This is a genomic window from Lipingzhangella rawalii (assembly GCF_031628175.1).
Taxonomy (GTDB): domain Bacteria; phylum Actinomycetota; class Actinomycetes; order Streptosporangiales; family Streptosporangiaceae; genus Lipingzhangella_A; species Lipingzhangella_A rawalii.
This window is the reverse complement of the sequence record NZ_JAVLVT010000001.1, coordinates 95,399-114,904: the sequence shown is the minus strand read 5'-3', so window position 1 is coordinate 114,904 and position 19,506 is coordinate 95,399. Positions and strand designations below refer to the sequence as shown.

General features: G+C 67.3%; 19 protein-coding genes. 9 read left to right on the top strand and 10 right to left on the bottom strand.

What is annotated here, in order from left to right; genetic code table 11:
- Positions 1–80: 80 nt before the first annotated feature.
- The 4 genes from RIF23_RS00545 to fabF all read left to right on the top strand — a co-directional run bounded on the left by RIF23_RS00545 (position 81) and on the right by fabF (position 3,640).
- On the top strand, positions 81–1,049 hold the full coding sequence (locus tag RIF23_RS00545; protein WP_310910288.1) for an ACP S-malonyltransferase: 969 nt from the start codon (positions 81–83) through the stop codon (positions 1,047–1,049).
- Complete coding sequence (locus tag RIF23_RS00540) at positions 1,046–2,002, top strand: beta-ketoacyl-ACP synthase III (protein WP_310910287.1); 957 nt, start codon at positions 1,046–1,048, stop codon at positions 2,000–2,002. The genes RIF23_RS00545 and RIF23_RS00540 overlap by 4 nt, the downstream gene beginning before the upstream one ends.
- A gap of 79 nt (positions 2,003–2,081) precedes the next feature.
- Positions 2,082–2,321, top strand: a complete 240-nt coding sequence (locus tag RIF23_RS00535) for an acyl carrier protein (protein ID WP_310910286.1) — start codon at positions 2,082–2,084, stop codon at positions 2,319–2,321.
- A gap of 86 nt (positions 2,322–2,407) precedes the next feature.
- Positions 2,408–3,640 (top strand): beta-ketoacyl-ACP synthase II, encoded by a 1,233-nt coding sequence (fabF, locus tag RIF23_RS00530; RefSeq protein ID WP_310910285.1) that lies wholly within the window; start codon positions 2,408–2,410, stop codon positions 3,638–3,640.
- Between the two features lie 386 nt (positions 3,641–4,026).
- Here fabF and RIF23_RS00525 read toward each other — a convergent pair whose 3' ends face one another.
- The gene (locus RIF23_RS00525; RefSeq protein WP_310911192.1) at positions 4,027–4,923 is read right to left on the bottom strand and encodes an SGNH/GDSL hydrolase family protein; all 897 of its coding nucleotides are present in this window, start codon (positions 4,921–4,923) and stop codon (positions 4,027–4,029) included.
- A 304-nt stretch (positions 4,924–5,227) separates the two neighbouring features.
- Here RIF23_RS00525 and RIF23_RS00520 point away from each other — a divergent pair, with 304 nt between their 5' ends.
- Together RIF23_RS00520 and RIF23_RS00515 are read left to right on the top strand one after the other, a co-directional pair.
- Positions 5,228–5,854, top strand: coding sequence for an SseB family protein (locus RIF23_RS00520; protein WP_310910284.1), 627 nt, complete (start codon positions 5,228–5,230; stop codon positions 5,852–5,854).
- A gap of 246 nt (positions 5,855–6,100) precedes the next feature.
- Positions 6,101–8,155, top strand: coding sequence for a hypothetical protein (locus tag RIF23_RS00515; RefSeq protein WP_310910283.1), 2,055 nt, complete (start codon positions 6,101–6,103; stop codon positions 8,153–8,155).
- Positions 8,156–8,266: 111 nt separating this feature from the next.
- Here the strand turns inward: RIF23_RS00515 and RIF23_RS00510 are convergent, their stop codons facing one another.
- The 8 genes from RIF23_RS00510 to RIF23_RS00475 form a co-directional block, all read right to left on the bottom strand.
- Positions 8,267–8,611: a metal-sulfur cluster assembly factor gene (locus tag RIF23_RS00510; RefSeq protein WP_310910282.1), complete on the bottom strand. Its 345-nt coding sequence runs from the start codon at positions 8,609–8,611 to the stop codon at positions 8,267–8,269.
- Between the two features lie 19 nt (positions 8,612–8,630).
- A complete protein-coding gene (gene sufU / locus RIF23_RS00505) occupies positions 8,631–9,089 on the bottom strand; it encodes a Fe-S cluster assembly sulfur transfer protein SufU (RefSeq protein WP_310910281.1) in 459 nt (152 codons plus the stop codon).
- A 16-nt stretch (positions 9,090–9,105) separates the two neighbouring features.
- Entirely contained in the window at positions 9,106–10,380 is a 1,275-nt protein-coding gene (locus RIF23_RS00500; protein ID WP_310910280.1) for a cysteine desulfurase, read from the bottom strand.
- Between the two features lie 8 nt (positions 10,381–10,388).
- Positions 10,389–11,150: a Fe-S cluster assembly ATPase SufC gene (gene sufC, locus RIF23_RS00495; protein ID WP_310910279.1), complete on the bottom strand. Its 762-nt coding sequence runs from the start codon at positions 11,148–11,150 to the stop codon at positions 10,389–10,391.
- 14 nt (positions 11,151–11,164) lie between these two features.
- Positions 11,165–11,491 carry a non-heme iron oxygenase ferredoxin subunit gene (locus tag RIF23_RS00490; protein ID WP_310910278.1) on the bottom strand — a complete coding sequence of 109 codons (327 nt, stop codon included), beginning with the start codon at positions 11,489–11,491 and terminating at the stop codon, positions 11,165–11,167.
- The gene (sufD, locus tag RIF23_RS00485; protein WP_310910277.1) at positions 11,484–12,683 is read right to left on the bottom strand and encodes a Fe-S cluster assembly protein SufD; all 1,200 of its coding nucleotides are present in this window, start codon (positions 12,681–12,683) and stop codon (positions 11,484–11,486) included. Before sufD ends, RIF23_RS00490 begins: the two co-directional genes overlap by 8 nt.
- The gene (sufB, locus tag RIF23_RS00480; RefSeq protein ID WP_310910276.1) at positions 12,684–14,096 is read right to left on the bottom strand and encodes a Fe-S cluster assembly protein SufB; all 1,413 of its coding nucleotides are present in this window, start codon (positions 14,094–14,096) and stop codon (positions 12,684–12,686) included.
- 64 nt (positions 14,097–14,160) lie between these two features.
- Entirely contained in the window at positions 14,161–14,913 is a 753-nt protein-coding gene (locus tag RIF23_RS00475) for a helix-turn-helix transcriptional regulator (protein ID WP_310910275.1), read from the bottom strand.
- A 274-nt stretch (positions 14,914–15,187) separates the two neighbouring features.
- On the opposite strand from RIF23_RS00475, the gene RIF23_RS00470 reads away from it, so the two are divergent.
- Both RIF23_RS00470 and RIF23_RS00465 read left to right on the top strand, forming a co-directional pair.
- The gene (locus tag RIF23_RS00470) at positions 15,188–16,138 is read left to right on the top strand and encodes an ABC transporter ATP-binding protein (protein WP_310910274.1); all 951 of its coding nucleotides are present in this window, start codon (positions 15,188–15,190) and stop codon (positions 16,136–16,138) included.
- Positions 16,139–16,251: 113 nt separating this feature from the next.
- The gene (locus RIF23_RS00465; RefSeq protein WP_310911191.1) at positions 16,252–16,977 is read left to right on the top strand and encodes an ABC transporter permease; all 726 of its coding nucleotides are present in this window, start codon (positions 16,252–16,254) and stop codon (positions 16,975–16,977) included.
- Between the two features lie 151 nt (positions 16,978–17,128).
- Here RIF23_RS00465 and RIF23_RS00460 read toward each other — a convergent pair whose 3' ends face one another.
- Positions 17,129–18,373 carry an arginine deiminase gene (locus RIF23_RS00460; protein ID WP_310910273.1) on the bottom strand — a complete coding sequence of 415 codons (1,245 nt, stop codon included), beginning with the start codon at positions 18,371–18,373 and terminating at the stop codon, positions 17,129–17,131.
- A 133-nt stretch (positions 18,374–18,506) separates the two neighbouring features.
- Between RIF23_RS00460 and RIF23_RS00455 the strand changes: the two genes are divergently transcribed.
- The gene (locus RIF23_RS00455; protein WP_407659342.1) at positions 18,507–19,463 is read left to right on the top strand and encodes an EamA family transporter; all 957 of its coding nucleotides are present in this window, start codon (positions 18,507–18,509) and stop codon (positions 19,461–19,463) included.
- The last annotated feature ends 43 nt before the right edge of the window (positions 19,464–19,506 follow it).

The following is a 19,506-nucleotide window of genomic DNA, read 5'->3' as shown; positions in this document are numbered from 1 at the left end:
GAATGCCCCAAACCAGACGGTCGGAAGTTCGTGCCTGTGCGACTCCAGTCCGCGGACGTTGACAAGGCAGTCTAGATGGTGTGCTTGTGATTGTTGCTCCCGGACAAGGCGCCCAAGCGCCTGGTTTCCTCACGCCCTGGCTGGAACTGCCCGGACTCGCCGATCGACTGACCTACTGGTCGACGGTCACCGGTCTGGATCTCATCCGGTATGGCACGACGGCCGACGCCGAGGAGATTCGCGACACTGCGGTCGCTCAGCCGCTACTGGTCAGCGCGGGTCTCGCCGCAGCGGAACAGCTCCTGGGCAATCTCGCGGATGACCCGGCGCTGCCCGACGCCGTGGCGGGACACAGTGTGGGGGAATTCACCGCCGCTGGTATCGCGGGTGTACTCAGTTGCGAAGCGGCGCTGGTCCTGGTGGCCGAGCGCGGGCGTGCCATGGCCGAGGCGGCCAGTGCGAGTGACACCGGGATGACCGCGGTGATCGGTGGTGATCGTGACGAGGTTCTTTCTGCCATCAGCGCGGCCGGCCTCACCGCGGCTAACGACAACGGTTCGGGCCAAATCGTGGCGGCCGGCACCAGCGCGCAGCTCGAGGCGTTCGCGGCGGCCCCGCCCGCGCGAGCCCGGTTGCGTTCGTTGTCGGTTGCCGGCGCCTTCCACACCGAACACATGGAGCCGGCGGTGGCACGGCTACGCCGCGCGGCGGCGGGTGCACCCGTTGCCGCCCCCCGGACCCAGTTGCTGTCGAACCGGGACGGGGCCATCGTGAAGGATGGGCAGGAGTACCTGGACCGGCTGGTTGCGCAGATCAGCGCCCCGGTTCGCTGGGACGCGTGCACCGCCACACTCGCCGAGGCCGGGGTGAGCGCCCTGATCGAGTTGCCGCCCGCCGGCACACTGACCGGGCTCGCCAAGCGTGGCCTACGCGGAGTGGAAACACTGGCGGTGAAGACGCCCGAGGATCTGGACCAGGCTCGTGAGCTGATCGCGGCCCATACACACGGACCTGGCCGTCGCTCCCCTACGGAAACGGTGGACACATGAAGAATCTGCCACCCCAGTCGCCTGGTAGCCGGGTCATCGCGCTCGGCGAGCATCAGCCCAGCCGGGTTGTCACCAACGACGACCTGGCCCGCACGGTGGATACCACCGATGAGTGGATTCAGAGTCGGGTGGGTGTCGCCGAGCGGCGCATCGCCGGTCCGGAGGAGTCCGTGGTGGACATGGCTGTCGCGGCCGGGGGCAAGGCCTTGGCTGCCAGCGGGCTCACTCCACACGACATCGATCTGGTGATCGTGGCCACCTGCACCCCGCTCGACCAGATCCCGAACACGGCTGCGAGTGTCGCGCACCGACTCGGGATCGAGGCGCCCGGCGCGTTCGATATCAATGCGGCCTGCGCCGGGTTCTGCTATGCCCTGTCCGTGGCCAGTGACGCGATCCGTGGTGGCTCCGCGGGGCGGGTTCTGGTGGTCGGTTCGGAGAAGTTGTCGGACTGGGTGGACTGGACGGACCGTTCCACCTGCGTGATCTTCGCCGACGGGGCGGGTGCCGCGATTGTCGGCCCGGACGAGAGTCCCGGTATCGGCCCCGTGGTGTGGGGCAGCGCGGGCGACAAGGCGGAGACGATCCACCTGCGGGACCATGCGTACCTCTATCAGGAGGGTCAGGCGGTGTTCCGCTGGGCGATCACCGAACTCTACCCCGTGGCCCTGGCCGCGCTGGAACGGGCCGGTGTAGCTCCGGAGGAGGTGACGGCATTCGTCCCACACCAGGCCAACCTTCGCATCGTGGAGGGGATCGCCCGCAAGCTGGGGGCGCCCCAGGCACTGATCGCCCGCGATATTGTCACCGCGGGCAACACCTCATCCGCGTCGATTCCACTCGCTCTGGCGCGCATGTCCGGCCGTGGGGATCTTCCTCCCGGCAGCACCGTCCTCACCCTGGGGTTCGGAGCAGGGATGACGTACGCGGCGCAGGTGTTGGAACTGCCCTAGCCAACCGGGGGCCATCCGGGTGCGTCCCTCGCAGTTCCCCGGTACACACGACCAGCGACACAGGAAAGAGAGAAGCCTCATGGCCCTGTCCGAGCAGGAAATTCTGAACAACCTCGGCGAGATCGTCAACGAGATCGCCGGAGTCCCCGCCGACCAGGTCACCCCGGAGAAGAGCTTCGTGGACGACCTCGACATCGACTCGCTGTCGATGGTGGAGATCTCGATCGAGGCACAGGACAAGTTCGGGGTGGAGATCCCGGAGGACAAGCTCAAGGACCTCAAGACGGTGCAGGACGTCGTCAACTACGTTCAGAAGTAGTCCGCAGAACGTGACCTGTCGGGTGCCCTCATACCGATCCGGGCGAGGGCACCCGCCCCAACGAACGTCGAAGGGCGCGATCGGCCATGAGTACAAGCGATGTCGTCGTCACTGGCCTGGGTGCGACCACTCCCCTGGGCGGGGACGTCGCCACCACCTGGTCCGCGATGCTGGAGGGCCGTTCCGGGATAACCCCCATCACCGAGGACTGGGTTGCGGAACTGCCGGTGCGATTTGCCGGACAGGCGGCGGTGGACCCCGCGGAGATCCTGCCCCGCCCGCGTCTACGGCGGCTGGACCGGACCCAGCAGTTCTCGCTGATCGCGGCGAAGGAAGCGTGGCAGGACTCGGGGCTGACCGAGGTGGATCCGCTGCGCTTGGGGGTCGTCGTCAGCAGCGGAATCGGCGGCATCCTGACCACTCTCGACCAGTACGACATCTTCCGGGACAAGGGCTGGAAGCGGGTGTCGCCGTTCACGGTGCCGATGCTCATGCCCAATAGCTCGGCCGGCGCGGTCGCTTTGGAGTTCACGGCGCGGGCCGGAGCTCATTCCCCGGTGAGTGCGTGCGCCTCGAGTTCCGAGGCGATCGGTAATGCCATCGACATGGTGCGCTCCGGTCGGGCGGACGTGGTGATCGCCGGAGGAACCGAAGCGGCCCTGCACCCCCTGAATATCGCTGCCTTCGCGTCGATGCGGGCATTGTCCACCCACAACGAGGATCCGGCAGGCGCATCCCGCCCCTGGGATGTGAACCGGGACGGTTTCGTCATGGGTGAGGGCGCCGGAATCGTGGTCCTGGAATCGGCAGAGCACGCGGCAGCACGCGGGGCCCGTGTGTATGCGGTGGCGGCCGGGGCCGGCTACTCCGACGACGCACACGACCTGGTTGCCCCCGATCCGGAGGGGCAGGTGCACGCGATCCGTGGCGCCCTGGCCAATGCCGGGATGTCCCCGACGGAAATCGCCCACGTCAATGCCCATGCCACCTCCACGCCGACCGGAGATGTCGGCGAAACCGTGGCAATCCGTCAGGCCCTGGGCGATGCCGTGGCCGATCGGGTGGCGGTCACCTCCACCAAATCCATGACCGGGCATCTGTTGGGCGGTGCCGGTGCCGTGGAGGCGATCGCGACCATTCTGGCTCTGCACGAGGGACGGATCCCCCCCACAATCAACATCAGCGATCTGGACGACGACGTCGTCGTGGACATTGTGCAGGACAAGCCTCGAGAGCTTCCCAACGACGCTGTGGGTGCCCTGAACCAGTCCTTCGGCTTCGGGGGGCACAATGTCGCCGTGGCCTTCCGACGCCCCTGAAGCCCGATCCAGTGAGACCGGGCCGGAACCGCGCAAACGCACACGGTCGGCAGCGGGCGTGATCCGCGATGGCCCGTCGTTATCCCCACCGCCCGGGGCCAACGCCAGACGCCAGCCTCACCCCCGGAGCGGGCCTCTCGACTCGGCCCGGGGATGGGGGCGGCTAGCTGGGTGGGATGGGGGTGGTTGTGGCATCTGGGGGTAGCCCCCAGACAATCGGGCTCAGGAGAGGCCGATGAGGGTCGGGAAAGGTCGATGGGGGTGACACACGGGGGCAGCTGCGCCGAACGAGGGATCTCCAGCGTCCCTGGATCGTTCCGTGAGTTCGGGGCCTGTCGTCCGGGACATCAACGGAGACGCGTCATCCCGCGGGCACCACCGGCGGGCTATCCGCGGTCCGGCTGGGGCATGCGCCGGTCACAGTGCTGGGTCGGCGAGGCCCACTGACCGTTCCAGCTGGGGGTGGTGTTGTCGACGTTCTCGACCGTACTCGCGTGGGTGGCTGGAGCACTGCCGGTTGCGGGCTCAACCCCCGGATTCAGGACGGTCAGCTCGGGTCGTTTGGGTTGCCGCCCGTCCCCGGAGGACCGCCCCAGGGCCCGCCGACCGATCCACGGGACCAGGTGTTCATAGGTCCAGCGCAGGGTCTTGCGGCGCCGAACTGCCGGCGGCGGCGTCAGCGCAGGGGTCGTCCAGGGATGTTTCCAGAGTTCAGGTCCACCCATCGGTTGACCGAGCACCTCGGCGGTGCGGGCTGCCACGATCGTGTGTCCGGCAGCGTTGAAGTGCAGACGATCCACGCTCCAGGCCCGGGCGTCGTTTAGCGCGGCCATGGCCCACATGTCCACGATGTCGCAGGCGTGACGCTCGGCGATAGCACGTAGGTGCATGCTGAACACGGCGATCCGCCCACGATAGGCACGCAGGACCGGAATCCAACCGGTGTCATGCCCGGACAGGATCACCACGCGAATCCCGGCGTCCCGGAGTTCGCGCACCCCCTCGTCCAACATGGCGGCCAGCCGGTCGAGATTGGTATTGGGCCGCAGAACGTCGTTGCCTCCCGCGTGCACGGTCACCAGGTCGGGCGACATCGTCAGGGCCTGGTCCAGCTGCTCACCACAGATCTGGTTCATCCGCCGCCCCCGCACCGCGAGGTTCGCATACCGGAAGCCGGGACACTGGATGGCAAGGTGCTGGGCGAGGCGATCCGCGAACCCGCGGTACTCCCCGTCCACACCGAGGTCGTCCAATCCTTCGGTGAAGCTGTCCCCGATCGCCACCAGGGAACGAACGACTGCGGGACCAGCGCCGCCAGGGTCACGATGGGGGTCTGTATCCAGTCCTGTCACGGTTACCAATCAATGCGACTCGAGCCGAACTGTGCGCACCACGCCGCAATGGGACACCATGGGAGGCACCGACCTCGCGGGCGGTCACGGCCGGGCAACGAACAGAGTGTCACAGGACACCGTTGCATCGATCCGGACGGCCTGGGTACGGCGGGGCCAGTTCAGCATACCGTCCCTGGCAGCCACCGGGGTGCGAGTACTCGCCCACCCGGCACTCGACGATACAAGGAAGGTTATGACCAGCTCAGATTCGGGCGAGCCCACGGACAACCCCACCATCTCCGATGGTTCGGGTTTTCCCGTCAACGACGTCGAGGTTGAGCTCGGCAACGCGCTCGCGGCCGGAAACGCCGCCGCGGATGCGACCGGTGACTCCACAGACACCGCTGCGGCGGCATCGGGTGGCGGAGAGGCCGGCACCAACACAGCAGAAGCCCCGGATGCGGCAGGCGTGGCAGGCGCGACCGCATCCGAGGCCAGCGACGCGACCGTGGAGGCGGTGAGTCGCTTCCTTGGGGTACTGCGGCAGGGCGAGCTGTGGCTCCCCCTGCCGGAGGGCACGGGGCAACAGGAGGACGGTTCGGTGGCGCTGCCCACCTTGCAGGTTCGCGAGACCACCTTTGTTCCCGCCTTCACCTCCGAAGAGCAGTTCAATCTGCACAGTGCGGAGCTGCCCCGGGCCCGACTCGCCGTTCGAGACCTGACCAGTGCCCTCCCGGAGGGAATTGGTCTCGTCCTCAATCCCGGCAACGAGGCCAGCGTCCCGGTCTACCCCGCCATGGTGGACACGATTCGGGATGACGAGGGCCATCCGGAACACACCAACGGTAGCGATCCCCGCTCCGAGACCGGACATGGTTGACAAAACGGTAAAATCTTTGTGGTGAGGATCACAGAAACGAGGAACGTCAGTCGGTCGCAGCCTGGTTAGCGGCGCCGGTTGTCGTGGTTTCGGACCCCGCCACCGCCTACCCGGGGGCACGCATTCGGCGCTGCCCCCGGGTAGGCGTAGGCGCCCCGGTGCGCATACCATCACATCCAGTTGGCGCGCCAGCGTGAGTCCCCCCAAACCAGCGAGTCGCTTCCAGGAGGTCGAGGTCCCCCGCAGATGAACCCCGTATCGCCGATCTGCCTCGCCGACCTCGCCCCTGCGCTGCGGTGGAGCAAACCCGAACCGGTGACCACAGAGTCCTACCTGGGGCACCACCGGCTGGGAGACGCGTGGTGGCACACGCTTCCGCTCGCGCGGGTCCTGGAGATCGCGGGGTCCACCTGGCTGGCGGCCAATCTCGCCCGGCTCGCGGTGGAACAGTGGGAACACCTCTCGCTGCGGGAGGCCTTGCCGAGCCTGCACTCCACGCCCGTGGACATCAACGAGATCGGCGAACCTGTACGCAGCGCCATTCTGCGCACGGCAGGGGACTGGGACACCTTGGTGGACACCCCGCTGACCACGCTTCGCGCGTGGAGTCTCCCACCGAGCTGTGGGGTGGTTGACGTCGTGAGCACGGTGATGCTGCGCGTGGTTCAACCGTTCGGCACCCCAGGAACCGGTGGCACCGTCCCCTCCCCCGCCCTGATGCAAGAGGCGCTGCGCACGGTATCGGGGTGGGTTCCGACTGAGGCACCCCAGCACGTTCACGATGCCCTGAACTATCTCACCGACGCCGTCGGCTCTCCCCCAGCATCGGAAGCCCCACCACCCTCGTCCCGGGCGATCCGGACCCTGCGTGCCCTACGCAACCAGCGGGACGAGGAGCCCCGGACAGCCCGTCCGGAGCGCAGCTCCGCCCTGCGGGGGCCGGACGGCTCGTTACGACGCCCCGCGTTCTCCCCCGCCCGGCCAGGCGGTTCGTCCCCCGAGCAGCCCCACCCCACTCCCGACGTGTCCGCCCCGTATGCCGGTGCCGCGCCCCCGGCCGAGCACCCCCTCGTCGACCGTGTGGACAGTGTGGTTCGGAGCTGGTCCGCCCCACAGCGCCTCCTCGCCTCCCAGCGGCTGTTCGCGGCCGAACCCGTGAGCATCCGCGACCTTGCGCACCAGTACAGTCTCGACGTGGCGCAGCTACGCAGCGCACAACGGGACGTCGAGGACCGGCTACTACGCTGGCTCTCCTCACCCGAGGGTGCCCCACTGGCCACGCATCTGCGCACCGTGGACGAGCAGTTGGGTGTTGCCACCACCGTGGACCAGCTCGTGGCTGCCCACAGCGAACACACGGTGGAGGTTCCCGCCCTGGGGGTCCCCTTATGGCGCGTGCTGCTCGTCCTGTTCACCGACCGCCGAGCCCAGGACGGTTGGCTGATCACCGGTGATCCTGGGCAGCTTCGGTGGCAGACCCGGCAGTTACTCGCCGGACAGCCCAGCATGGCCGAGGCGACCATGCGCCTGACCCAGTTGGGTATCCGGCACCCCGTCGCCCACGCGTGGATCGCGAGCACCCCCGGAGTGTCCATCCGGGACGACTATGTCCACCTGGACAGCCCGCCCACGGCAGAACCCTCGCCCGACGGACGCACCGTGCCGCCCGTGGCCGCGCCCGCGGCCACACCCGAGCCGCGCAGCCCCACCACATCCAACGGGCTCCCCATTCGCAGACGCACGGAGGGACGCAGCCAGCAGCCGGCCCGGGTTTCCACCTCGGCGCAGTGCTTCCGCGCTCCGGACGGGCGCTGGTGGCACCGTGTCGACGTGACAGCCGACCAGCTCAACGGCGCTCCGGTCGGGGTGCCGCAGGGATACGCCGCCCACCTGGGTCTGGGCCCCGGACAACTGCTGTGCCTGACCGGGCCGGGAGCGGACCTGATCGTGTTGGTCTGGCGGGACGCGCCCGCGTTCGACTCGCTACGGCCGCTGTTGCGCCGGCTCGATGCCCGTCCCGGGGATCATGTGTTCCTCACCGTCGACGGGGACCGGCTCGATGCGCGGCGTCTCGCCGCCGCAGACGTTCCCGAGCACCCACCGACCAGCCGTGCCTTGCACCTCATCGGCTACACGGCTCCCGCCTCGACCGAAGAAGCGCTTGAGATCATCCTCCGCCGCATTTCCGAAACCGACCAGACCGGCCCCGTCGAGGTGAACCGAGTGCTGGAGCTGCTGGAGCGCCGAGGCGACAGCGACATCGCCGGTGAGCTCCGGCCAGCTCTCTACGCCACGCGCTGAGCTGACGCGTCGGCATCGCGGAACGCACCCCACATACGTTGGTGGCCGGGGGCATCCCGTTCGGGAGCCCCCGGCCACACGGCGCTCGCGCGGAAACGGTCCGGCGCGAGCCTAGACGTTGAACCCGAGCATCCGCAGCTGGTCGCGGCCGTCCTCGGTGATCTTCTCCGGCCCCCACGGGGGCATCCACACCCAGTTGATGTGCACCTCACGCTCATAGTCGGCGAGCGCACTGTTGACCTGGTCCTCAATGACATCGGTCAGCGGGCAGGCCGCACTGGTCAGTGTCATGTCCAGGGTGATGTCCCCGTTGTCTCCCTCACCGAGGTTCACTCCGTACAGCAGGCCGAGATCGACGATATTGATGCCCAGCTCGGGGTCGACGACATCCTTGAGGGACTCCGTGATGTCCTCGACCAGCGCCTCGGTGCTCTGTGTGGTCTGTGCTTCGGTCATCGTGCGCTCCCCAACTAGTTCAGGCCAGCGACTGGGCGGTCGCGTCCTTCCACGCCATCCAGGCGAGCAAGGCGCACTTGATACGGGCGGGATACTTGGCCACCCCGGCAAAGGCGACCGCGTCCTGGAGGATCTCCTCGTCCGGTTCTCCCCTACCGCGGGAGTGCATCAGTTCGGTGAACTCGTCTGCGATCCGCATCCCCTCGTCGACAGTCTGTCCGATCAACAGGTCGGTCAAAACCGAGGCACTCGCCTGGCTGATGGAACATCCCATACTGTCGTAGGAGACGTCGGTGATGGTCGCCGCCCCGTCGAGAACCTCACCAGCCGGAGTCAACTGCACCCGCAGAGTCACTTCATCCCCGCACGTGGGGTTGATGTGATGCGCCTCCCCGTTGAACGGTTCCCGCAGCCCCTTGTGGTGCGGATCGCGGTAATGGTCCAGGATGATCTCCTGGTACATGCTGTCGAGCTGCATCCGTCCCGATGTCCTCCTACTTCGATGTGCGGGCGAAGAAGTCCTGCGCTGCGCGGATTCCCTCGACCACCGCATCGACATCCTGCTCGGTGTTGTACAGGTAGAACGACGCTCGGGTGCTGGCCACCACCCCCAGCTTTCGGTGCAGCGGCCACGCACAGTGGTGCCCCACCCGCGCCGCCACCCCCCGGTCGTCCATAACCTGGCCAACGTCGTGCGGGTGAATGTCGTCCACAGTGAAGGACAGGGTGGCGCCCCGGTTCTCCGCCGTCTCCGGGCCGAGCAGGCGCACTCCGTCCAGGGACCCGATCTGCTTGACGGCGTAGGCCGTCAAGGCGTGCTCATGCGCCGCCACCGCGTCCATCCCCACGGCGGTGAGATAGTCACATGCCGCGGCCAGCCCCACCGCCTGGGGTGCCATAGGCACTCCGGCCTCGAACCTCTGGGGAGGTTCAGCCCAGGTCGAATGGTCCATGTAGACCACACCGATCATGGACCCACCGGTCAGGAACGGCGGCATAGCCGACAGGAGCTCCGAGCGCCCCCACAACACCCCGATACCGTTGGGGCCGAGCATCTTGTGCCCCGAGAAGGCCACAAAATCCGCCCCCAGCTGGGTGACGTCCACCGGGAAGTGTGGCACCGACTGTGCCCCGTCCACGACGACCAGCGCACCCACCTCGTGGGCCCGGGCCGCGACCTCGGAGACCGGGTTGATCGTTCCCAGCACGTTGGACTGGTGTGTGAGCGCCACGACCTTGGTGCGTGCCGTGAGCAGGTCCTCCAGCTCCGACAGATCCAGCCGGCCGTCCGCAGTCACCGACAGCCACCGCAGCCGGGCTCCGGTACGTTCACACAGCTGCTGCCACGGAACGAGATTGGCGTGGTGCTCCATCTCGGTCACCAGGATCTCGTCCCCCGGGCCAACCGCCAGATCTGCGTAGGCTTCGCCTGCCGTGGCGGCGTTACTCAACGCGTAGGCAACCAGGTTGATGGCCTCGGTGGTGTTCTTCGTGAACACCAGTTCCTCGGAACGCGCCCCCACGAATCCGGCGATGGTGGAGCGTGCGTCCTCGTAGGCGTCGGTGGCCTCCTCGGCCAGTTGGTGTGCCCCACGGTGGACCGCGGCATTGTGCCGTTCGTAGAAGTCACGTTCGGCGTCGAGGACCTGGCGTGGCTTCTGGGAGGTGGCCCCGGAATCGACGTAGACCAGGGCACGATCCTGCCGCACGGTCCGGTCCAGGATGGGAAAATCGGACCGGATCCGTGCGACGTCGACAGGCTCACTCACCGCCACGGCTATGCGCCCGCCTTTGCGAACCGCTCGTAGCCCTCGGACTCCAGCACGTCGGCCAGCTCGGGACCACCCGACTCGGCGATGCGCCCACCGGCGAAAACGTGGACATAGTCGGGGTGGACGTGCTGCAAGATGCGGGTGTAGTGGGTGATCAGCATGACCCCGACCTCGCCACTCTGCCGGATACGGTTGACCCCTTCGGAGACGACCTTCAGCGCGTCCACGTCGAGTCCGGAGTCGGTCTCGTCCAGGATCGCCATACGCGGCTGGAGCAGCTCCAGCTGCAAAATCTCGTGCCGCTTCTTCTCCCCGCCGGAGAAGCCCTCGTTCACACCGCGGGAAGCGAAGCTGGAGTCGATCGCGAGGTTCTTCATGGAGCCCTGCAACTCCTTGGAGAAGTCCCGCAGTTTCGGTGCCTCACCACGCACGGCAGTGACCGCGCTGCGCAGGAAGTTGGACATGGATACGCCCGGCACCTCGACCGGGTACTGCATGGCGAGGAACAGGCCGGCGCGTGCCCGCTCATCCACGCCCATCTCCAGAACGTTCTCCCCGTCCAGCAGCACCTCACCGGAGGTGATCTCGTAGCGGGGATGGCCGGCGATGGCGTAGGCCAGGGTGGACTTGCCCGACCCGTTCGGTCCCATGATCGCGTGGGTCTCACCGGAGTTGATGGTCAGATCAACGCCCTTGAGAATCTCCTCGCGCTCCTCGGCACCGATCAGGACGTCTGCGTGTACGCCGCGGATCTCGAACTTGGTCATGGTTTGTCTCTGCCTTAAGCGTTCTCTGTGGCGACCGAGACGAGAACATCCTCGCCGTCGATCTTGACTGGGTAGGTCGGCACCGGCTTGGTCGCGGGCGGGTTGATCGCCGCACCCGAGGAAAGGTCAAAGCAGGATCCGTGCAGCCAGCACTCGATGGTTCCGTCCTCAACCTCGCCCTCGGACAGGGCCACCTCCGCGTGCGAGCACACGTCGCGTACCGCGTAGACCTCGCCGTCACTGCGCGCGAGCGCGATCGGCGTACTGCCGATCTCCACACTCAGTGCGCCCTGTTCGGGCAAGTCGCTGAGCGAACAGGCGCGGACGAATTCCTCACTCATGCTCGGCCAGCTTCTCCTCAACCTCGTCACTGATGCGCTGCCGTAGCTGCGGCAGCTCGATCCGGTTGATGAACTCGGCGAAGAAGCCACGGATCACCAGCCGGCGGGCCTCATCCGCGGGGATCCCCCGGGACTGGAGATAGAACAGGTGCACGTCGTCGAGCCGCCCGCTGGCGCTCGCGTGACCGGCTCCCTCCACCTCACCGGTGAAGATCTCGAGGTTGGGCACGGAATCCACCCGGGTGCCGTCGGTCAGCACCAGGTTGTGGTTGTGCTCGTAGGAGTCGGTTCCCTCGGTGCCCTCACCGATGATGACGTCACCGATCCACACCGCGTGGGCGTCCGCGCCGCTGAGAGCCCCCTTGTAGTCGGCCCGGCTCCGCGTCCGCGAAACGTTGTGGTCGATCAACGAGCGATGCTCGTGGTGTTGCCCGGCACCCGTGTAGTACAGCCCGCGCAGTTCGGCGTCGCCGCCCGGACCGTCGTAGCGGACACTGGGCGAGACCCGCACCAGGTCTCCCCCCAGCGTCACCGAGAACGACCGCAGGGTGGCGTCACGCCCGATGCGGTCATACTGGTGGGAGACGTGGGCGGCCCCCCGGTCCCAGTCCTGCAAGCTGATGAGGGTCAACCGCGCGCCGTCGCCGAGCACAACCTCCACGTTGTCGGCGTAGACGGCCGACCCGGAGTAGTCCAGCACGACCGTGGCGGAAGCGTGGCGCTCGACGTTGATCAGGGTGTGGCCGAACGACCGGTTCTCGGGACGCTCCGGTCCGTGCCCGGTGACCTTCACGGTCACCGGTTCCGCAACCTCGGTCTCCTTGGGCACGGTGAGCACCGTGGCCTCGGTGAACGAGGCGTAGGCCCGTGCGCTGATCCGGTCGGTGGGCAGAAAGGACGTGCCCAGGCGCGAATCCGTGCGTGCCACGGTCTCGGCCACGACGCCGTCCGCGGCGGTGACCTCCACCGTCACATCCGAGCTGACCTCCTGGCCTTCGGCTGCGTCCTGGTGCAGGCCACGCAGTCGCCGCAGTGGAGTGAAGCGCCACTCCTCCTCGCGCCCGCTCGGTACCGGAAACGCGGTGACATCGAAGGATCCGCGCACGTCGATCCGGGAAATCGGCAGCTCGCCGGCGCCGTGGCTGTGCGGCGCCGGGGCGCTGGCGGCTGTCGTTGGGTTGGTGGCGCTCACTTAGCCAACCGCTCCTTCCATCTGTAGCTCGATGAGCCGGTTCAGTTCCAGGGCGTACTCCATGGGAAGCTCGCGCGCGATCGGCTCGACGAACCCACGCACGATCATCGCCATCGCCTCGTCCTCGTCGAGGCCACGGCTCATGAGGTAGAACAGCTGGTCCTCACTCACCTTGGAGACGGTGGCCTCGTGGCCCATCTCCACGTCGTCCTCACGGACGTCCACGTAGGGGTATGTGTCGGACCGGCTGACCGTGTCGATGAGCAGGGCGTCACACTTCACCGTGGACTTGGAGTGGTTGGCGCCCTCCTCCACCTGGACCAGTCCACGGTAGGAGGCGCGCCCGCCGCTACGAGCCACGGACTTCGACACGATCGTCGAGGAGGTGTTGGGGGCACAGTGCACCATCTTGGCGCCGGCGTCCTGGTGCTGGTCCTCCCCCGCGAACGCCACGGACAGGGTCTCGCCCTTGGCGTGCTCGCCCATCAGGTAGACGGCGGGGTACTTCATGGTCACCTTGGAGCCGATGTTGCCGTCGACCCACTCCATGGTGGCGCCCTCGTAGGCCACCGCCCGCTTGGTGACCAGGTTGTACACGTTTCCGGACCAGTTCTGGATGGTGGTGTACCGGCACCGGGCGTTCTTCTTCACCACGATCTCGACCACCGCGGAGTGCAGCGAGTCGGATTTGTAGATCGGCGCGGTGCAGCCCTCGACATAGTGCACGTAGGCGCCTTCGTCCACAATGATCAGGGTCCGCTCGAACTGGCCCATGTTCTCGGTGTTGATCCGGAAGTAGGCCTGGAGCGGGATGTCCACGTGGACGTTCGGGGGCACGTAGATGAAGGAACCACCACTCCACACCGCGGTGTTCAGCGCTGCGAACTTGTTGTCCCCGGGCGGAATCACGGTGCCGAAGTACTCCTGGAAGAGTTCGGGGTAGTCCCGCAGCGCCGTGTCGGTGTCCAGGAACAGCACACCCTGGGCCTCCAGGTCCTCGCGGATCTGGTGGTAGACAACCTCGCTCTCGTACTGTGCGGCCACACCTGCGACCAGCCGCTGCTTCTCCGCCTCGGGGATACCGAGCTTGTCGTAGGTGTTCTTGATGTCCTCGGGCAGTTCCTCCCAGGAGGTGGCCTGCTCCTCGGTGGACCGGACGAAGTACTTGATGTTGTCGAAGTCGATGTCGGAAAGATCCGAGCCCCAGGTGGGGATCGGCTTCTTCTCGAAGAGCTGGAGTCCCTTGAGACGGATGTCGCGCATCCAGTCCGGCTCGTCCTTCTGGCCGGAGATGTCGCGAACCACCTCTTCGTTCAGGCCACGGCGCGCGGACTGGCCGGCTACATCCGGATCTGCCCAGCCGTACTCGTACTTGCCGAGCCCTTCGAGCTCGGGGTGCGCGATCGAGGTCATGCGCGGTTCCTCCTGGACCAACGTTGTCCTGGTTTCTGGGTGATACTCAACGGGTTCGAGCTAGCTACTGACTCGGCTCGGTGGACTCCTGACGCTCCGCGGGACCAAGGTCACGGGGGCTGACGTGGGTCGTACACACGGCATCGCCGTGCGCGATCGTGGCCAACCGGCGTACCGGAGTTTCCAGAAGCCGAGCGAAAGCTGCCATCTCGGCCTCGCACAGCTCGGGAAACTCGGCGGCTACGTGTGCTACCGGACAGTGGTGCTGGCACAGTTGTTCGCCACCGCCGGGTGCGGGTGCCTGCTCCACCGAGGCCGCGTAGCCGTCCGCGCTCAGCGCCTCGGCAAGTAGCCGCACCCGCTGTTGTGGTGGAACACCGGCCAGGGCTGTGTGATACCTGCGCTCCAGGTCGGCGACCTGGCGGTGCGCGAACTCGGCGACCGCGTCCGGCCCCGCCTTCTCGGCGAGAAACCGCAATGCACTGGCAGCCAGGTCGTCGTAGCCGTGTACGAAGGTGTCCCGTCCCGCGTCCGTAATGGTGTAAACACGTGGTGGGCGCCCCCGCCGGCGCTGGCCACCCGGATGGGCGTCCCGCGCCGTCACCATGCCCTCCTGTGTCAAGTTGTCGAGGTGTCGGCGGATCGCAGCCGAGGTGAGCCCGAGTCGTTCCCCCAAGGCAGAGGCGGTGATCGGCCCCTGCTCCAGGATGAGCCTGGCCACCGCGGCCCGCGTGCCGGTGTCGGCGTTCAGCTCGGCCGCGCCGGACCGGCGGGGTGGCTCCGCTCCACTCCGCTGAGACCGCTCGCGCCTGCTCACGCTTTTCACAACATCAGTGTGGCCTAAATCCATCCCAAACAGCAAACCCGACATCGTGCGATGGGCCACGCAGGACAGGCTTTCCTAACTGGACATCGCCCGATCAGCCGCGTCTCAAATCGACACCCGAGCGTCGCGATTCCCCCGGGATCGTCCACATAGCAGGCATGTGTCTCACATTTCAATACGCGGCTTGCACGGTGGCGTGGGGTCCACCCCCACCGTCGGACCACCCCGTGCCCGGCGACGCACCAGCCAACCTAGACTCAGCAGCATGGACACAGCCGACGACCCGCTCCCCATCGCGGTCGACGTCCGCGACGTCGTCAAGCGCTACGGATCTGTCACCGCTGTCGCCGGGCTGTCCCTCACTGCGGAGCGGGGTGCCGTCACCGCCGTCCTCGGCCCCAACGGCGCGGGCAAGACCACCACATTGGAGATCTGCACCGGATTCCGCCGCCCGGATACGGGAACAGCGCGGGTACTGGGACGCGACCCTATTCGGGACGCCCGTGCGCTGCGCCCCAGGGTTGGGGTCATGCCCCAATCCGGGGGGATCCCCACCGGGGCTCGTGCCGGCGAGTGGCTCCGTCTCATGGCCTCCTTCCACCGGAGCCCGCTCTCCCCCCAGCTTCTCCTGGAACGGCTGGGGCTGTGTTCCGTGGAACGCACACCCTTCCGTCGCCTCTCCGGTGGTCAGCAGCAGCGCCTGTCCCTGGCCGCTGCGATCATCGGACGTCCGGAACTGGTATTTCTGGATGAACCCACCGCGGGTCTGGATCCCCAGGCCCGGGCAGCCACCTGGGAGCTGGTCGACGAACTGCGTCTGGCCGGTGCCGGGGTGGTGCTGTCCACGCATTACATGGAGGAGGCGGAGCGCTTGGCCGACCACATCGTCATCGTGGACCACGGTCGGGTCATCGCGGAGGGCAGCCCCGTCGAACTCACCAGCAACGAACGTGAAGTGCGCTTCCGAACCCGGCCGGGCCTGGACCTCCAGGCGCTCGCCGAGGCCCTCCCCTCGGGCACCTCGGCCACGGAGCGAGCCCCGGGACACTACGTGGTTGAGGCCACGAACCCCGAACTTGTCGGCCCTGAGCTGATCGCGACGATCACCACCTGGTGTGCGGCCCGCGACGTCCTGGCCGAGGACGTTCAGGTACGCACCCGGACGCTGGAGGACGTGTTTCTCGAACTGACCGGCCAGGGTCTGCGGGAGTCCTGATCATGCCAGCCGAGTCCGCCCGCCCTCACGGTTCGTCGCCGTCGTTCTCGCCCGGAGACCAGGTGCCCAGCGGATCCTTCACCCCCTGTCCCGGCGCCGCCTCACTGTGGCGCATGGTCCTCGCCCAGACCGGGATGGAGCTGCGGATCCTGCTGCGTAACGGCGAACAACTGATTCTCACGCTCGTGATCCCGGTGATGCTGCTCGTCCTGTTCAGCCAGGTGGATCTGCTCAACCTAGGGGTCGAGCAACCGGTGAACTTCCTGGCGCCCGGCGTACTTGCGCTGGCCGTGATGTCCACCGCATTCACCGGCCAGGCCATCGGAACCGGTTTCGAGCGCCATTACGGCGTACTCAAGCGCCTGGGCACCACTCCGCTACCGCGCAGCGGCCTGTTGGCCGCCAAGACCAGCGCCGTCCTGGCCGTTCAGGCGTTCCAGATCATCGTGCTGGGCAGCGTGGCCGCACTCCTGGGCTGGAGCCCGACCATGACCCCGAGCGGAATGGTGAGTGCGGCACTCCTGGTACTCGGGGCAACTGCCGCGTTCAGCGCCCTAGCCCTGCTGCTGGCCGGAACACTGCGTGCCCAGGCAACGCTGGCGGCGGCCAATCTCGTCTATGTGATCCTTTTGGGGATGGGTGGAGTCGTGTTCCCGGTGGAACGGCTCGGCTCCACGGTGCAGACGATCTCCGCGCTCCTGCCCATCACCGCGCTGTCCGAAGGGCTGCGCGCAGTCCTGAGTCGGGGCGCAGTCTTCCCGGGGACCGAGCTGCTGGTGCTCCTGGTGTGGAGCGTGGGCGGCGCACTCCTGGCCAGCCGATTCTTCCGCTGGGAGTAACATCTCGACTCGGATGACGCGGCACCCGGCGCCGGAACCTGCCGACACCGGACGGCCCCGCCGCTCGGGGGCTGGTTCGTGGAGTCGGTAGCGAGACTGGGCCTGGCCTGGCGACGTCCACCCCGTCCCGCAGGCACTCCAACCGCCACACCTAGGCTTCCCGTTCGATCGGGCACGTCATACAGTGTGGCCCGCCCCGGCCCCGCCCGAGTTCTCCCCCGGAGATCTCCAGTACCTCGATTCCGTGATCCCGGAGATAGGCGTTGCTGGTGGTGTTACGTTCGTAGGCCACCACCACCCCCGGTTCGAGGGCGAACACATTGCACCCGTCGTCCCACTGCTCCCGCTCGGCGGAGTGCGCATCCTGCATCGGGGACAGCACCGTGATCTCGTCCCGGTCCAGGAGTGCCGCAATCTGACGGTGCATCTCCTGTGGGGGATAGTGGGTCACCCGGAGCTCCTTGACCGGATCCGTGGTGCCGCCGGCCGGACCATCCCCGGGCTCAAGCAGGGTGGACGGGAGCATCCCCAGCCCGGCGTACTGGGTGAATACGCCGTAGTCCACCATGGTCAGCACGGTGTCCAGATGCATGACCGCACGCCGCTGCGGCAGCCACACACCCAGGACCCGACGTGCCCCGCCCCGGGTGAACAGCTCTCGAGCCAGTAGCTCCACCGCCTGGGGCTGGGTTCGCTCACTCAACCCGACGAGAACAGCACCGTTGCCCAGCGGCATCACATCGCCGCCCTCGAGTGTCGCCGGGGCCCAGGCACTACCCGGGGCCCAGCGAGCGAAGTCACCGCCGCTGAACAGCGGATGCCAGCCGTAGATGGCCTCGTAATGGATGGTCTCCCGACGTCGGGCCTTCTTCCGCATGGCATTGACGGCGACACCACCGTAGATCCAACAGGAGGTGTCCCGCGTGAAGAGGTGGTTCGGCAGTGGCGTCAACACGAAGTCCTCGGGGTCAAGACCATGCAGCCATACCGAGGGGGGTTCGTCGACCTGGTCGAGGAGTTCCCGCTTGGTGATTCCGCCAACCAGATGGCGACGTAGGGTCGGGGTGTCCATCGCGTCGAAGGCGTTGCGAACCGGATCCAGAGCGAGCGGACCGTGGAACCGCTCGTCCAGGCTGCGCTCCAGAATGTGGGAACGCGCTTCGGGGATGTCGAGCACGGTCTCCAGCAGCTCGTGGAGGAGGTGCACCCGGACACCGCGGTCCTGGAGCAATTGATGAAAGGCGAGATGCTCCTCCTGGGCCCGGCGCACCCACAACACGTCATCGAACAGTAGTTCCGCGGAATTGCGTGGTGTGAGCCGCCGAAGTTCCAGGTCTGGGCGGTGCATAATCACCTGGCGCAGATGCCCCACTTCGGAGTTGACGGTCAACGGCATGACCCCTCGCTTTCCGCGTGTCACCTCGGCCCCCCCGCATGGCTGAGGCTAGTCGGGCCGGCGACGTGGCGCCAGGACCCGGCACCGGAACATGTGGCGACGACATCCACCCCAGACCGACGCAATTCATAGGATGTATCCCGTGGAACTGGAGTCGCGCCCCCGCGGAAACGACGGGACGCCCACGTCCGTCCGGGCTCTCACCCAGGACATGGTGGAGCGTCTCCCGCCCGCGTGGCTGGTACTCGGGAGCATCGCCTCGGTGCAGTCCGGAGCGGCCGTTGCCAAGATCCTGTTCGAGGTGCTTCCTCCCGGTGCGGTGGTCTGGCTACGGCTGCTGACCTCCATGGTGCTGCTCGTGCTGGTGGTACGCCCCGCCGTTCGGGGACACAGTCGCACCGACTGGCTGGTTGTGCTGGGGTTCGGGGCCAGCCTCGCGCTAATGAACTGGGCCATCTACCAGTCGTTCGCCCGGATTCCGCTGGGCATCGCGGTGACGATCGAGTTTCTCGGGCCGCTCCTCATCGCGGTCCTGGGATCGCGACGCCGTCTTGACCTGGTCTGGGTGGTGCTGGCCGGGGTAGGCGTGACCCTGCTGGGATGGGACAACGGCGAACTCGACCCCGTGGGCGTCGCATTTGCTCTGCTCGCCGCGGCCGCCTGGGCCAGCTACATCCTGCTCAGCGCAGCGACCGGACAACGCTTCGCCGGCATGTCCGGACTGGCCCTGGCCAGCATGGTGGGCGCAGCAGGCCTCGCCCCGGTGGCCGTAGCGGAGGCCGGCGCCGCTCTACTCGACTGGCGCCTGGTCGCGGTCGGGCTCGCTGTCGGCGTCCTGTCCTCGGTCATTCCCTACACCCTGGAACTCCAGGCACTACGCAGAATGCCACCCCGGGTCTTCGGAATTCTCATGAGTCTCCAGCCGGCCGCTGCCGCCCTGGCCGGTATGGTACTGCTGGGCGAGTTCCTCACCCCGTGGCAGTGGCTCGCTGTGGGCTGCGTGATCGCCGCCAGTGCCGGAGCGACACGCGCCAGTGGAGCCCCCGGATCGCGTGGTGCAGGTCGATCCGGGGCCAAGCCGTCCGGCTGACCGCCACGCGGGGCTCCGCCCCGTAGGTGCTCGGCCAGGGCCG